General features: G+C 51.7%; 14 protein-coding genes. 5 read left to right on the top strand and 9 right to left on the bottom strand.

Annotated features, from left to right (window positions below):
- Positions 1-14: 14 nt before the first annotated feature.
- Positions 15-1016 (bottom strand): BMP family lipoprotein, encoded by a 1002-nt coding sequence (locus ACO0K4_RS00320; protein ID WP_422954626.1) that lies wholly within the window; start codon positions 1014-1016, stop codon positions 15-17.
- Between the two features lie 221 nt (positions 1017-1237).
- A complete protein-coding gene (rbsK, locus tag ACO0K4_RS00315) occupies positions 1238-2167 on the bottom strand; it encodes a ribokinase (protein ID WP_422954625.1) in 930 nt (309 codons plus the stop codon).
- 626 nt (positions 2168-2793) lie between these two features.
- Between rbsK and ACO0K4_RS00310 the strand changes: the two genes are divergently transcribed.
- The gene (locus ACO0K4_RS00310; RefSeq protein ID WP_422954624.1) at positions 2794-3885 is read left to right on the top strand and encodes a PfkB family carbohydrate kinase; all 1092 of its coding nucleotides are present in this window, start codon (positions 2794-2796) and stop codon (positions 3883-3885) included.
- A 10-nt stretch (positions 3886-3895) separates the two neighbouring features.
- Positions 3896-4828: a pseudouridine-5'-phosphate glycosidase gene (locus ACO0K4_RS00305; RefSeq protein WP_422954623.1), complete on the top strand. Its 933-nt coding sequence runs from the start codon at positions 3896-3898 to the stop codon at positions 4826-4828.
- An 11-nt stretch (positions 4829-4839) separates the two neighbouring features.
- Here ACO0K4_RS00305 and ACO0K4_RS00300 read toward each other — a convergent pair whose 3' ends face one another.
- The 7 genes from ACO0K4_RS00300 to ACO0K4_RS00270 all read right to left on the bottom strand — a co-directional run bounded on the left by ACO0K4_RS00300 (position 4840) and on the right by ACO0K4_RS00270 (position 10988).
- Entirely contained in the window at positions 4840-6231 is a 1392-nt protein-coding gene (locus ACO0K4_RS00300; protein WP_422954622.1) for a DUF3426 domain-containing protein, read from the bottom strand.
- 12 nt (positions 6232-6243) lie between these two features.
- Positions 6244-7155: a 50S ribosomal protein L11 methyltransferase gene (gene prmA / locus ACO0K4_RS00295; protein WP_422954621.1), complete on the bottom strand. Its 912-nt coding sequence runs from the start codon at positions 7153-7155 to the stop codon at positions 6244-6246.
- Positions 7156-7248: 93 nt separating this feature from the next.
- A complete protein-coding gene (accC, locus tag ACO0K4_RS00290) occupies positions 7249-8619 on the bottom strand; it encodes an acetyl-CoA carboxylase biotin carboxylase subunit (RefSeq protein ID WP_422954620.1) in 1371 nt (456 codons plus the stop codon).
- Between the two features lie 152 nt (positions 8620-8771).
- Positions 8772-9230, bottom strand: coding sequence for an acetyl-CoA carboxylase biotin carboxyl carrier protein (accB, locus tag ACO0K4_RS00285; protein WP_422954619.1), 459 nt, complete (start codon positions 9228-9230; stop codon positions 8772-8774).
- 123 nt (positions 9231-9353) lie between these two features.
- Positions 9354-9791, bottom strand: a complete 438-nt coding sequence (gene aroQ, locus ACO0K4_RS00280; protein ID WP_422954618.1) for a type II 3-dehydroquinate dehydratase — start codon at positions 9789-9791, stop codon at positions 9354-9356.
- Between the two features lie 67 nt (positions 9792-9858).
- Positions 9859-10398, bottom strand: a complete 540-nt coding sequence (locus ACO0K4_RS00275) for a TlpA family protein disulfide reductase (RefSeq protein ID WP_422954617.1) — start codon at positions 10396-10398, stop codon at positions 9859-9861.
- The gene (locus tag ACO0K4_RS00270) at positions 10395-10988 is read right to left on the bottom strand and encodes a hypothetical protein (RefSeq protein ID WP_422954616.1); all 594 of its coding nucleotides are present in this window, start codon (positions 10986-10988) and stop codon (positions 10395-10397) included. The genes ACO0K4_RS00275 and ACO0K4_RS00270 overlap by 4 nt, the downstream gene beginning before the upstream one ends.
- Before the next feature lie 317 nt (positions 10989-11305).
- Here ACO0K4_RS00270 and mpl point away from each other — a divergent pair, with 317 nt between their 5' ends.
- Genes mpl through ACO0K4_RS00255 form a run of 3 tightly spaced genes read left to right on the top strand, consistent with a single transcriptional unit; the run spans position 11306 to position 13952 of the window.
- Positions 11306-12730: a UDP-N-acetylmuramate:L-alanyl-gamma-D-glutamyl-meso-diaminopimelate ligase gene (gene mpl / locus ACO0K4_RS00265; RefSeq protein WP_422954615.1), complete on the top strand. Its 1425-nt coding sequence runs from the start codon at positions 11306-11308 to the stop codon at positions 12728-12730.
- Positions 12727-13299 (top strand): YqiA/YcfP family alpha/beta fold hydrolase, encoded by a 573-nt coding sequence (locus ACO0K4_RS00260; protein WP_422954614.1) that lies wholly within the window; start codon positions 12727-12729, stop codon positions 13297-13299. The genes mpl and ACO0K4_RS00260 overlap by 4 nt, the downstream gene beginning before the upstream one ends.
- Entirely contained in the window at positions 13296-13952 is a 657-nt protein-coding gene (locus ACO0K4_RS00255) for a chorismate--pyruvate lyase family protein (RefSeq protein ID WP_422954613.1), read from the top strand. The genes ACO0K4_RS00260 and ACO0K4_RS00255 overlap by 4 nt, the downstream gene beginning before the upstream one ends.
- The last annotated feature ends 122 nt before the right edge of the window (positions 13953-14074 follow it).

Raw genomic sequence — 14074 nt, 5'->3', positions numbered from 1 at the left:
TCAAACATTCAGTATCAAACCGGGCACTTACTACCTTCACGAAAATCGATCACTTTGACTTTGCCGCTGATGATGTCTTGCTTGGCGGCGTTCACACGTTTTTCGATTTCTGGCGTAATCAGGTTGCGGTTGTCTTTATCCAATGCCCAGTCAACGCCGCCTTCTTTTAAGCCTTTGCTGATGACGCCGGCTTTCCAGTTGCCGTTTTTGATTTGCATGAAGCTGTCATAGATGGCCTGATCTACACGTTTCACCATCGAGGTCAGCATGGTGCCCGGATAGAGATAATTTTGATTCGAGTCAACGCCAATTGCCAGTTTGCCTTTTTCTTTGGCAGTTTGTAGTGTGCCCATGCCGCTGCCACCAGCCGCAGCAAAGACGACATCGACGCCACGTTCAAACTGGGCACGCGCCAGCTCACCGCCTTTAGCCGGATCGTTCCAGGCAGACGTCGTGGTGCCGACCATATTGGTTGTGACATCGACTTTAGCGTCAATCGCTTTGGCGCCTTGCGCGTAGCCACAAGAGAAGGTGCGGATCAGCGGGATATCCATGCCGCCGACGAAGCCGATTTTTTTGGATTTGCTCGCCATTGCGGCAGCTACTCCAACCAGATAAGAGCCTTCTTGTTCCTTGAACAGGACGGAGCTGACATTGTCACCGGTGGCGACGCCATCGATCAGGACGAATCTGGTTTTTGGAAATTCTTTGGCAATATTCTGAACGGCCTGGCTCTGCGCAAAACCGATTGCAGCAATCAGGTCGACGTTCTTGCGTGCCAGATTGCGCAGCACTTGTTCGGTCTGGGTGTCACTGGCGACCTGAACTTCGAGATACGAGATTTTGGTTTCTTTTTTGAAGCGCTCTGCGCCTTCGGAGGCTGACTGATTGAAGGATTTGTCAAACTTGCCACCTGCATCGTAAATCACCGCCAGCTTGGGATCCGCGGCGTACACGTTCGCCGCGAACAGGCTCGATATAGCGGTCATGGTCAGGCAAAGATGCTTCAGTTTCATCGGTATATCCTCGTCGGTCGTATTCGTTGGAGATGACTGCTTGGCCAGGCAGGTTCAAATCAGTTTAAGCGTATTTTTACCAGCGGCTAGCAAGCCTAACATGGTCTTTCTATTCCAGTCGGGCAGCGCCGATTTTATTTCAAAATCTGTTGCCGCGATGCTGAGCTGACTGGTGTAATGTCCATATCCGGTTTAGCTATTATGTGCGAAGTTAGTGTTAGCTAAGCGGCGTGGCGGCGTTGCATAAATTCCAGTACATCCCGACGATGCGGGATGGAGGTTTGTGCACCCAGTTTGGTTACCGTCAGTGCTGCCGTGTATTGCGCTTCGCGGCTGGCATCAAGCACACTCAATCCATTGGCCAGGCCAACTGCAAATGCGCCAACGAAGGTGTCGCCTGCTGCTGTCGTATCGACGACGTCAACTTTGATCGCGGCGATAAACTGGCTACCTGTTTTATCTGTAATGATGACGCCGTGTTCACCCATAGTCAGCAGGACGGTGCCTACACCACGCTTTAGCAGTGCTTGCGAGGCTGATTTGGCACTGTTTTGGTCGGTCACTGTGATATGGCTGAGCTGAGATGCTTCTGTCTCATTCACCACCAGATAGTCAACCAGTTGCAAAATGTCGTCACATAAGTCTTGCGCGGGAGCCGGGTTCAGGATGACGCCGACTTGATGCTGATGGGCGATCTGAATCGCACGTTCTACGCTGGCCAGAGGGGTTTCTAGCTGGCAGAGTAAGAGCTTTGCCGTACTGATCGTGGCGCTGGCACTTTCTACCTGGGCCACGCTGACACGCGCATTGGCGCCGGCGGCCAGCACGATACTGTTGTTGCCGCTGTCTTCGACCAAAATACCTGCGACGCCAGTGGCGACACCATTGATCGTTGCAAGATGGCTGAGTTCTATGCCTTCTTTCGCCAGACAGGTTTGAGAAAATTCACCAAAACCATCATTGCCTACTGCGCCGATAAAGCTGACTTCCGCTCCTTGACGTGCTGCCGCTACGGCCTGATTTGCACCTTTACCGCCGGGGATTTGACAGAACTCATGACCGTGCATGGTTTCGCCGACGGCGGGCATGCGAGGGGTGCGAAACACCAGGTCCATATTGACGCTACCAACAACGGCGATGCGTGGCTTCATTTGACGATCTCTTGGCTAAAAAAATGATCGCGCAATCGTTTGCGCAATCGATTTCCTATTTAACTATGGTGGGCTTATGCAAGTCAAGAACTAATCTGCAAAGCGTTGAAATTTTGCTTCAAATTCAAAATGTTGCAAATTTTGGACGGGATAGTTAGCCGTGTCAAATCATCACGCAAAAAATACTCCGCCGGTGTGGCATCCGATTAAAAATGGAGAGGAGTTGATGATCATATCGTGAAGAGTTTGACGAATAATTTGAACCAAAGAAGACATTTGTTTATAATTAAAAACAAATGTCTGCTTTGGTTTGTTGTTGTATCTTATTTTTTATAGGGCTTACGCAAAAACCAAGACCTCTCGCCACGGAGGCGCTGGGAAAAGGCAGGAGTAAGTAGCTCCCTCGACTTCGACTATTGGTTAAAGGGTTTTGAGAAAATCTTTTAGAAACTCCCCCAAACGAATCCGCAAGCGGGGTGCGCCTCTTGGCACGAAAAACCTTTGGAAGCCGCATCCAGACTGCGGATTCAATCTGCTTGGCTGTGATCAGATGGTGGTTTTGCGTCAGTCCTCTTTACTTCAGCGTTTTCACTGTTTTATTTCTTTGTACTACTTTTGGACGCCTCGTGATCGAATCAAAAAAAGAACAGGTCTATCAGATTATCCATGCTCAGCCGTTTATCTCGCAGCAGGAACTGGCGGAGCGCCTGCAATTATCGCGTTCGGCGGTGGCAGGTCATATCGCCAGCCTGATTCGCGAAAAACGCTTACTGGGACGTGCTTATGTATTTCCTGAGCGCAGACCGGTGGTATGCATCGGCGGGGCTAATATCGACCGTAAAGTCCGGACTGTGGGGGCGTTGCAGATGGGAACATCGAATCCGGTCAGCCAGCACGAGAGTTTTGGCGGCGTGGCGCGCAATATCGCTGAAAATCTCGCTCGCCTGGGCAGCGCCACAAGCCTGATCTGCGCGGTGGGTGATGATGCGAGCGGTGCCGATTTGCTGGCGCAGGCGCGTGTTGCCGGGATGGATACCAGTGCCAGCCTGACGCTGAGCGGTCAGGGTAGTGGTAGCTACACCGCGATTCTCGATGCCGATGGTGAAATGGTGCTGGCACTGGCGCATATGCAATTGTGCGAGCAGCTTGATGTGACTTTTCTGGCGAACCGGCAGACGCAACGAGCAGTTGCCCTGATGACCGTCGCAGATCTGAATTTGCCCAAATCCAGTATTGACTATTTACAAGCTGAAGCGATACGTTGCGCTCACCCGCTGGTTCTGGTGGCCGTGTCCCAGCCGAAGATGAGCCGCCTGCCTGACAACTTGCGAGGAGTCAGGTTGCTGATACTTAACCGGGCCGAGCTGGGAACCCGGGTAGCGCAAACGCTCGATACCGAGGATGACATTAAGCATGCCTGTCGCTTGGTGCAGGCACAAGGCGTACAGGATGTCATCGTCACTTTGGGCGAGGCTGGCGTGATGCTGACCGACGGTGCGGAATGGCATGTATTGCATGCGCCTGCCGTGGATGTCTGTGATGTCACCGGCGCTGGCGATGCGTTTGCCGCGGCGGTTTGCTGGTCGCTGTGTCATGACGATACTGACATGATATCGGCAGCACAGCGTGGACTACATCTGGCTGCGTTGACCTTACAAAGTGCCGCAACGGTCTGCCCTGACCTGACTCCTGATACTTTGACAAATTTACTTAAATAAAAAATACATTATGCAAAACCATCTCGTTTTTTCAGAAGAAGTCATCCAGGCAAAAGCACAAGGTAAAGCGGTTGTCGCCTTAGAATCCACCATCATTTCCCATGGGATGCCTTATCCGCAAAACCTTCAGACTGCGCGTGAAGTCGAGCAATTGATTCGCGCGTCGGGAGCGGTGCCAGCGACGATTGCGATCATCGGAGGCAAGATACGGATTGGCTTGTCTGATGCTGAGCTTGAACAACTTGCCAGCGCACCAGATGCGATGAAAGTCAGTCGCCGTGATTTGCCGTATGTACTCACGACCGGCAAGCTAGGTGCAACTACCGTGGCGGCGACGATGATTTGTGCAGAGCTGGCGGGAATACAGGTATTCGTCACCGGCGGTATCGGTGGTGTTCATCGCGGAGCTGAAACCAGTTTTGATATCTCTGCCGATTTGCAGGAACTGGCACAAACGTCGGTCGCAGTCGTATGTGCTGGTGCGAAGTCGATACTGGATCTGGGGCTGACACTGGAATATCTGGAAACTCATGGCGTACCGGTCGTGAGCGTCGGTCAGATGGAGTTCCCGGCGTTTTTTACTCGCGATAGCGGCTTCAAAGCGGACTTCCGTTTAGATAGTGCGCAGGAACAGGCCAGTTTTGTGCGTTGTAAATGGAGTCTGGGTTTGCGGGGCGGGGTAGTCATTGCTAATCCGGTGCCAGAGTCTGACGCGATGCCAAAGGTCGAGATTGATCAGATTACAGAACAGGCTTTGCAGGAGGCGGCACAGCAGGGTGTCAGCGGTAAGGCAGTTACCCCATTTTTATTACACAGGATTAAGCAATTAACCGAAGGCCGCAGCCTGGTCACGAATATCGCTCTGGTCAAGAATAACGCGGTAGTCGGTTCGCGTCTGGCGGTGGCGCTGAATATGCTGAATGCAGCGAATCAGACTGTTTGATTCGTGCCACATCAGGGATAAAAAATACTCACATGATATCCGGCAGCTTTGATGTCGGATAACTCAAAATACAATTTAACGGATTGCTCACTGGAAGGTGAAAAACCTTTGGGCAGGTCGTTTTTATTGTTCAGGTAATCGGATGGCACAAATACTTTGCGCAGAACTGGCTTGTCTTTTGCATCGTTCAGCACCAGCTCTAGCATGGGCCATTCTTGCGTGAGGGACCCTTTGTTTTGCAACTGTACGGCCAGAGTGAAAACATTTCTGGCAGCAGACAGCGCTTGCAGCTCATTTGATTCAATCGAAATCTGATCGATCTGTGCAGGCAGGCTGATCTGGCATTTCAATAATTTGCAGCCCTCGATTAATACAGGTTTTGTCTGTGGTAACCAAGCCGCAATCTGATTGCGGGCGCTGTAGCTCATCTGACCTGATAGTGACAACAGCATAAGCAGGGATAAAACGATCATCGCAATACGGATCCAGCGACGGCGTCCTTTGTTTTTTTCTGCGGCGATGACGAAGCCTGGTAATTCTGCCTCATGCTCCGGCTGCTGTTCTAGTTGTGATAATTCATCGGTAATCGAGTCGGATTTGCCGCTGGTGTCAAAGTCTAAGCCGTCATGCAAATGCTGCTCCGGCTCGCCGGAGTAGACTTCCTCGTCCCGAGGATCATGCGCACTGTCATCGGCAGTTGCGCCGGAATTATCTAAATGCGGTTCTTGCCTGCTATCTGATTCTGTTGCCCCGTCTGTTGCGGGCTCATTCTCGCCGGAGGCTTCTGTAGCAGACCATGAAGGCTCATCCATTAAAGCAATACGTGTCTCCAGCTCAACTTGATTGATTTTTTCATCGTCGAGCGTGTCATCTGCTGGCACGATATTTTGAGCATTCGCTGATGGTGCATCAAGATCTTCGACGCCCATATCAAAATCAAGATCGTCAACGCTTGATGGCGGTTCGCTACTCGCATCCGCAGTTGCCGCGATTGCCGGAGGATGCGTTCCAGCCTTATCGACAAGCGCTTCCGGAGAGGTTGCTTCCAAGGCCTCAGCGCTTGCGATATGACCTAGTTCTTCTTGCGGCATGGCCTCCGATGCTTGCTCCGCAATTACCGGCGCCGTAATCTCAGCAGGTGCCGGAGCAATTACTCCGGGAACTGGCGTTGGATTGGCAGCGATCTGATCAATTGAAGTAGTCGGAGTGACCGGTGTGGCAGTGGGGTATGGGGCAGGCGGAGTCGCCGCAGGTGTCGCTGCGGCAGGTGCCAGCAAGTGTTCAATGCCGTTAAAAGTCTGCTGGCAGGAGCCGCAACGCACAAGACCACCATGCAGCTTCAACTGGTCATTCGCAACCCGGAAGGTTGTATGGCAGTGAGGGCATTGAGTGGCTAGTGCCATGCTTGTGCGTCCTTAGGCTGAACGGCGACCGGACAAGGCTACCCAGCCTTCGTGCTCTGCCCAGACGGTGAGTTGAATGAATGGCGCATAGGCTGCAGCAACTTCTTCAGCCTGCCGCGCTAAGACGCCAGATAAAATCAGCGCGCCACCTTTAGCAACGCGACCTGCCAGCATCGGTGCCATGACTTTGAGTGGGCTGGATAAAATATTGGCGACAACGACGTCAAACTGTACGCCAATCGGATGTGATGCCGCAAAAGTCTCTGGCAGCGCGTACGTGATATCGCAATGATTGCGTTCTGCATTGAATTGCGCTGACTCAATCGCTTGCGGATCAATATCGACACCGACCACAGCGCGTGCATCGAGTTTTTTTGCGACCATCGCGAGAATGCCAGAGCCGCAACCGTAATCCAATACGGACAGATCTTTCGGTGCGTGTGCTTCCAGCCATTCCATGCAGAGACGGGTGGTAGGGTGGCTGCCAGTACCAAAGGCCAGGCCAGGGTCTAACTCAAGCACGAGCGCGTCTGGGTCTGGAATGTCATGCCAGCTTGGCACGACCCAAATGCTTTTACCGATATGAATAGGGTCGAACTGGGATTGCGTCAGTCGGACCCAGTCTTGTTCTTCGACGGTGCGGGTTGTATAGGCGGGAACTGCCGGCAGTCCGACTTCAGTCGATGCTGCGGTCAGGATAGCGACGGGATCTGCGTCTTCTGCGATCAGCGCGACGACGCGGCTGTGATCCCATGCGGCTTCTTCCGGTTCCATGCCAGGCTCGCCGAATAAAGGTTTTTCTGCATCGGTACCTTCATCAGCGTCTTCAACAGAAACGGATAACGCACCTGCCTCCATCAATGCATCTGACAGACTTTCCGCATGATCGCGCGCTACTTCGATGACAATCTCTATCCAACCCATTTTTATATCCTTGTTTACTACATCAGGACGCAGCAGATCAATGGATCCACTGCGTCCCGATTTACTTTTAGTTCGACAATCCGGAAGCCGGACTTAAGATTTATTTTTCTTTGCCAGATCGGGCATTTCTGCCAGCTTGTGCTCTAAATAATGAATATTAGTGCCGCCTTCGATGAATCGTGCATCGACCATCAGCTCGCGATGTAAAGGAATATTGGTCTGTATTCCCTCGACTACCATTTCGGACAACGCAATCTGCATGCGACGAATCGCCTGTTCGCGGGTCGTGCCGTAAGAGATTACCTTGCCGATCATGGAATCATAATTTGGCGGAACGAAATAGCCAGCGTAGGCATGTGAATCTACCCGAATGCCAGGACCACCAGGTGCATGCCAGGATGTGATGCGTCCCGGTGATGGTACGAACTTGAACGGATCTTCTGCATTAATGCGGCATTCGATGGAATGACCTTTCAGCTCGATATCAGTTTGACGTACCCGTAGTTTTTCACCAAACGCGATACGGATCTGTTCCTGCACAATATCGATACCGGTGATCATTTCGGTTACCGGATGTTCGACCTGAACGCGGGTATTCATTTCAATGAAATAAAACTCGCCATTTTCGTACAGGAATTCAAATGTACCAGCACCGCGATAGCCGATTTTACGGCAAGCTGCAGCGCAACGGTCGCCGATTTTCTCGATGATCTTACGCGGGATGCCAGGTGCCGGTGCCTCTTCAATGACCTTCTGGTGACGACGTTGCATAGAGCAATCACGTTCACCTAGCCATACGGCACTGCCGTGCTGATCCGCCAGGATCTGGATTTCCACATGGCGCGGATTCTCCAGAAACTTCTCCATGTACACTTCAGGATTACCAAATGCGGCGCCAGCCTCCGTTTTGGTCATGGTGACCGCATTGAGTAATGCTGCCTCAGTGTGGACCACGCGCATGCCGCGTCCACCACCACCGCCAGCCGCCTTGATAATGACCGGATAGCCGACTTTACGTGCAGTTTGCACGATCGCTTTAGGATCATCAGGGAGTGCGCCTTCGGAGCCCGGCACGCAAGGTACGCCTGCTTTGATCATGGCGTGCTTAGCAGATACCTTGTCGCCCATCAGACGGATAGATTCTGCTCGCGGACCGATGAAGACAAAGCCGGATTGCTCTACGCGCTCTGCGAAATCGGCATTTTCTGACAAAAAGCCATAGCCTGGATGAATCGCTTGTGCGTCGGTCACTTCAGCGGCGCTGATAATTGCCGGCATGCTGAGATAACTTAAATTCGACGGAGCAGGGCCGATACAGACAGATTCATCAGCCAGCTTCACGTATTTTGCTTCACGGTCTGCTTCAGAATGAACGACCACGGTTTTGATGCCCATTTCACGGCAGGCGCGCTGGATGCGTAGCGCGATTTCCCCCCGGTTGGCGATTAGAATTTTTTCAAACATGATATAAATTTTGCAGTAACGTTGCTTGCAGCGTTGCAGGCAGTATGCTCACTTGGGTACAAAATTCAACGAGTACGCAATGTGGAATACTGAGTTTAGCCGTTTTGATATCTTGGCCTATCTTAAAACGAAGTCCAGGCTAGAGTCTTGAATTAGCCAACGATAAACAAAGGCTGGCCGTATTCGACCGGCTGACCGTTTTCTACCAAAATCTGTTTGATGGTGCCGCTGAAATCACTTTCGATTTCGTTCAACAGTTTCATCGCTTCAATGATGCACAGAGTATCGCCGGCATTGACGTTTTTGCCGATATCAACGAATGGTGCGGAACCTGGTGCAGAAGAGCGGTAGAACGTGCCTACCATAGGAGATTTGACGATATTACCTTCTGGGACGACTGGCGCTGCGGGTGCGCTAGCCGCGGCGGCCGGTGCTGCTGCCATTGGTGCTGCTTGTTGCATGTGCTGAGGTTGCATCATCACGACTTGATTTTGCGGAACGGCAGAGGTTTTAACAATCCTGACTTTACCTTCGCCTTCAGTGACTTCAAGTTCGGCAATATCGGACTCGGCAACGAGATCAATCAAGGTCTTGAGTTTTCTTAAATCCATGTGAAATCCCCTAGTGAAGATGCGTCTGAACTCAAAAATTAGTTCAGTAAGCGTTATTGGAATGCACGCAATTATATGCTATATCGAAGCCAATGTATGTAAATTGCGTGAAGATGCAAGAATTTAAAGATTTTTTAAACTAAAGTCAATCGCTAATCGATAGCCTTCAGTGCCAAGGCCGCAAATCACGCCTTTGGCTATGTCGGAAAGAAAAGAATGATGCCGGAAGTGTTCTCTTTGATGCACATTGGAAATATGTACCTCAATAAAAGGGATCGCAACGCCGGCAAGTGCGTCACGCAAAGCAACGCTGGTATGCGTCAAACCACCCGGATTAATGATGATGGCGTCAATCTGTTCTGTACGCGCAGCATGTATCCTGTCAATCAGGGCACCTTCGTGATTGCTTTGAAAACAGAGCAGGCTTGCTCCCGCTTGCTGCGCCTGGTTTTGTGCGGCATTTTCCAGCTCGGCCAGTGTCGTTGCGCCATAGACTTGCGGCTCACGAGTGCCTAGCAAATTCAGATTAGGACCATTCAGCAGCAGCAGTTTGCTTGCCATATTATCAATTCTGTTTCACGAAGATAGCCGCATTTTGCCGCTATTTGTAGTGGATTGGCAAGGAAAACTATTTGGCGGCTTTAGTCAGTTTACTTATATCAGCCCGTAACTCATCCATTTTCAGGCGACCGAGATATTGTTTTGCCACCGAGCCGTCCGGGGCGATCAGTACGGTAAATGGTAATCCTCCGGCCTGATTGCCCAACTGGCGAGATAATTCGGTGCCTTCCATGCCAGCAGCGAATAAGGGATAGGTAATCTGATATTTTTTTGCGAAATCAGCGATATTGGTCGGGCTATCAATGCCTAAGCCCAGAAGTTGCACGTTGGCGCTGGCCAGGTCTTTTTGTAGCGCGGATAGTTCCGGCATTTCCTGAACGCAAGGTCCGCACCAGGTTGCCCAAAAATTAACCAGTAAGAACTTCCCTTGCCATTGTGCGAGTTTCTGGGTTTGCCCCTTGCTGTCCGGCAAGGATAGCGCGAGCAATTGCGCCACGCTGGCGTTTTTGGGGGCTGAGGGCGCCAGCTGTTTGTTGGCAGCGACTACGCCAAATGTGATTGACGCAATCGCGACCAAAACGGCGGCGAAGAAAAAACGTTTATTCATTCCTGACTTTCTGAAATTAATGCCGCCACTGCGGCCATGCCTGCGCGCTCATTACGCCCCCCGGCGCGCAAATCATCTTGATTATAGAGCGCCAGGTGCACTCCCTCTTGCTGATACATAAAACTTAAGGTCTCAACTGGCTCATGCCGCTTGCTTGAAGCGTTTTCCGTGACTTCAAAACGGATATCTTGATTCAGCAGAAAAATGGCGACATCTTTGCCATTGTCGGTAAATAAATGTAAATAGATGTCGGAATGATCACCTGCTGTGCCATTCATGACGGCGCCGACCAGATACGGATTGAACCTTTCCAGTAGTTGCATTGCATCCAGAGCAATTTCGCGTAATTCCAGCAAGCGTTGTGGTTGGGTGTCGCCAAAAAAGATTGCATTGTATTCGCGTACTTCTTGCTCAATCTGCTGATTGTCTGGCATGACATCGCCACGGACTTTTTGATTGCCTAGCAATTGTTTGGCGGCCCGGCGCTTGGCGGAGCCATAATCTGCGCCATCTTCAGCAATCATGCGAGCCGCCAGCGCAGCGATTTCGGCGCGCAGGGATTCGGCTTCTGTAGAGGTACTTATCATCATGTCGGCATGATAAACCAAAAGGAGAAATCCCGGATTAAAGCTGAATTAACGCTGAAGTAAAGCCGGATTTACTATCAAAGTAGCGTCAGGCAGTTCGCCAGATAGTTGATAGTTACCGTCACGCTTGCAGTCCAGCCATGAAAGTGTGGATCAAAAACCAATCGGATTGAATAGAGTTGAATGGAGTTCTTAACACGTCAGCAGTGCCTCCATGCAGATAAAACGGTCTGATGGAAAAGCTGGGTTAAAGGCATCTCTCAGGTAGAATTGCGGGATTCTGAAATTTGCGCGCAGCTAGCTCGTTTGACCAAATAATTATGCATATTCACATATTAGGTATTTGCGGTACGTTCATGGGTGGTCTGGCCGTGTTGGCGAAGGAGGCCGGGCACAAAGTGACGGGGTGTGACGCGAATGTGTATCCTCCTATGAGTACGCAGCTGGAGTCGCAGGGAATTACGCTGACGGAAGGTTTTGGCGTTGAGCAGATTGCCATTGAGCCTGATCTATATGTGATCGGTAATGTGGTTACCCGCGGCAACCCCTTAATGGAAGAAATCCTGAATCGTGGCTTGCCTTATATCTCCGGTCCGCAATGGATGGGCGAACATATCCTGCGGGATAAATGGGTTTTGGCAGTTGCGGGCACTCATGGCAAGACGACGACGTCCGCGATGCTGGCATGGATATTGGAGTCTGCTGGTTATGCGCCGGGTTTTTTGATCGGTGGCGTGCCCTTGAATTTCGGTATTTCTGCGCGTCTGACGGGTCATGCATTGAATCAGGCGGCATCCGATTTTTTTGTCATTGAGGCTGATGAGTACGATACCGCTTTCTTTGATAAGCGCAGCAAGTTCGTGCATTACCACGCCAAGACAGCAATTCTGAATAATCTCGAATACGATCATGCCGATATTTTCCCCGATATCACCGCGATTGAAACCCAGTTCCATCACCTGGTGCGCACGGTGCCCGGTATTGGCCGATTGATCGTAAATGGGCAGGAAGACTCTTTGCAGCGCGTATTGGAGCGTGGTTGCTGGAGTGGACAAGAATTTTTCGGCGGGGATCCCGTTTCGGATGTGCGCAGTGACGCCCAGCAAGGCTGGTCATTGATCTTAAAAGACGGTGAAGATTTCGACGTTCTCTTTCATGGTGAATTCCAGGGTACGGTACAGTGGCAATTGAATGGCGCGCACAATCGCCTGAATGCGCTGGCTGCGATTGCGGCGGCTCGCCATGTTGGCGTCACGCCAGCGATTGCCATTGAGGCTTTGGGACAATTCGTTAATGTGAAGCGTCGCATGGAAGTCCGCGGTGTTGCAAATGGCATTACCGTCGTAGACGATTTTGCGCATCATCCGACCGCGATTGCGACCACGGTTGCGGGTTTGCGGCGTAAGGTCGGTGCGGCACGCATTCTGGCGGTGCTGGAGCCACGCTCCAACACCATGAAACTCGGCACCATGAAACAAGCTTTGCCAGGCAGTCTGGCAGAGGCGGATCTGGTTTTCGCTTATGGCGCACCTGCCACAGGTAAAACCGTCCTGGGCTGGGATCTGGCCGAAGCCTTGCAGCCGCTTGGCGACAAGGCGAGCGCTCATCATGAGCTGAGTGAACTGGTCGAGGATATTGTCGGCAAAGCGCAGCCAGGTGATCATATTCTGGTCATGAGTAATGGTGGTTTTGGCGGCATTCATCAAAAATTGCTGGATGCCTTGAGCAAGGCTGCACAAGCATGATTTTGTACCTGCACGGGTTTCGCTCGTCGCCACAATCCTTTAAAGCCCGCATGATGGCCGAGCATATGCAGCGCCTTGGTCGTGCTGATGACTATATTTGTCCGCAGTTATCCGCTTCGCCTTTGCTGGCAATCCAGCAAGCCGAACAGATTCTTGCTGCTTATCCGCTCAGCGAGGTCACTATCATCGGTTCCTCTCTGGGTGGATTTTATGCAACCTGGCTGGCGGAGCGTTATGACTGCAAAGCGGTATTGTTGAATCCTGCAGTCAAGCCGCCGCGTGATCTGGAAAAATACATCGGCGTCACGACGGCTTATTACAGCGATGAGATCTTTGAATTTAAAGCGGAGTATGTGCCGGAGTTGCGTGCCTGCGAAGTGGCGGCTATTACTCACCCCGAGCGCTATTTGTTGCTGGCGGCGACGGGAGATGAGGTGTTGGACTGGCGCGAGATGGTGGCGCATTATCCCGGCGCTCAACAGATTGTGATTCAGGGTAGTGATCATGGCATGGCGGATTTTGTTGATTACATGGATCAGGTAATAGCGTTTTGCGATGAAAAAGCATGATGCAAAGCGCAAAGCAAAGCACAGGCCAAAGTAGTAACCAAAGAGCAGTGGCACATCCGCATGAAGATACGGATGCCCCCTGCATGTCGCTGATCGTGACGCCGGCTCATGCGCGCTGGTTTGCCAATGTAAACGGCGTACAGGCATCGCCCCTGATGGCAGACTGGCTGTCCAACCGCGGTTCGCTGACTGCGCGTCTGGTAGCGCGCTGCGGCCAGTTTCGCGTCCAGCGTCTGCATCAGCGCCGTGCCCTGTGCCTGCCTGATGAGGCTGCGCAGATCGGTTTGCCCGTGGTCCGTAAAGTGCATGAGCGTGAGGTGATTTTGCGCTGTGACGGGCAGGCGATGGTCTATGCGCATACAGTGGTGCCGTTGACGGCGAGCGCTACGCAGTGGCCTTTATTTCGCTCTCTCGGCGAGCGTTCTCTAGGGACGACCTTGTTTAATGATCCGCTGGTAGCGCGTGGTGATCTGATGTACGCCCGTTTGCGCCCGTCGCATCCCCTGATGCGCAGAATTGCCGCTATTGACGAATTGGCGGGACTGACGCGGGGTGTGTTTAGCTTGCTGGCACGACGGTCGGTGTTTCGCCGTAAAGGCAGTAGTTTGCTGGTAACAGAGGTGTTCTTGCCAGCGATTACTGACTTGAAATAAAAACATACTGGTGGGGAGCATATTTAAACCGCGCCGTATCGAGTGCGGATTGGGCTTAAATTGGGTGATACTCCCCCCTTATTGAATAAATTGGCTGTAGATTGACAGGGTGTCGACGCAAT

The organism is Undibacterium sp. RuTC16W (assembly GCF_049339445.1).
In the GTDB taxonomy this organism is placed as follows: Bacteria; Pseudomonadota; Gammaproteobacteria; order Burkholderiales; family Burkholderiaceae_D; genus Undibacterium.
Note: the sequence above shows the minus strand (reverse complement) of the source record. Positions and strands in the feature narration are given on the sequence as shown.

Bases quoted from the DNA above. Each gene is read 5' to 3' on its own strand.
- prmA (WP_422954621.1), bottom strand. From the start codon at position 7,155: ATGGGTTGGATAGAGATTGTCATCGAAGTAGCGCGCGATCATGCGGAA.
- ACO0K4_RS00255 (WP_422954613.1), top strand. From the start codon at position 13,296: ATGATGCAAAGCGCAAAGCAAAGCACAGGCCAAAGTAGTAACCAAAGA.
- accB (WP_422954619.1), bottom strand. From the start codon at position 9,230: ATGGATTTAAGAAAACTCAAGACCTTGATTGATCTCGTTGCCGAGTCC.
- ACO0K4_RS00260 (WP_422954614.1), top strand. From the start codon at position 12,727: ATGATTTTGTACCTGCACGGGTTTCGCTCGTCGCCACAATCCTTTAAA.
- aroQ (WP_422954618.1), bottom strand. From the start codon at position 9,791: ATGGCAAGCAAACTGCTGCTGCTGAATGGTCCTAATCTGAATTTGCTA.
- rbsK (WP_422954625.1), bottom strand. From the start codon at position 2,167: ATGAAGCCACGCATCGCCGTTGTTGGTAGCGTCAATATGGACCTGGTG.
- ACO0K4_RS00270 (WP_422954616.1), bottom strand. From the start codon at position 10,988: ATGATGATAAGTACCTCTACAGAAGCCGAATCCCTGCGCGCCGAAATC.
- mpl (WP_422954615.1), top strand. From the start codon at position 11,306: ATGCATATTCACATATTAGGTATTTGCGGTACGTTCATGGGTGGTCTG.
- ACO0K4_RS00305 (WP_422954623.1), top strand. From the start codon at position 3,896: ATGCAAAACCATCTCGTTTTTTCAGAAGAAGTCATCCAGGCAAAAGCA.
- ACO0K4_RS00320 (WP_422954626.1), bottom strand. From the start codon at position 1,016: ATGAAACTGAAGCATCTTTGCCTGACCATGACCGCTATATCGAGCCTG.
- accC (WP_422954620.1), bottom strand. From the start codon at position 8,619: ATGTTTGAAAAAATTCTAATCGCCAACCGGGGGGAAATCGCGCTACGC.
- ACO0K4_RS00300 (WP_422954622.1), bottom strand. From the start codon at position 6,231: ATGGCACTAGCCACTCAATGCCCTCACTGCCATACAACCTTCCGGGTT.
- ACO0K4_RS00275 (WP_422954617.1), bottom strand. From the start codon at position 10,398: ATGAATAAACGTTTTTTCTTCGCCGCCGTTTTGGTCGCGATTGCGTCA.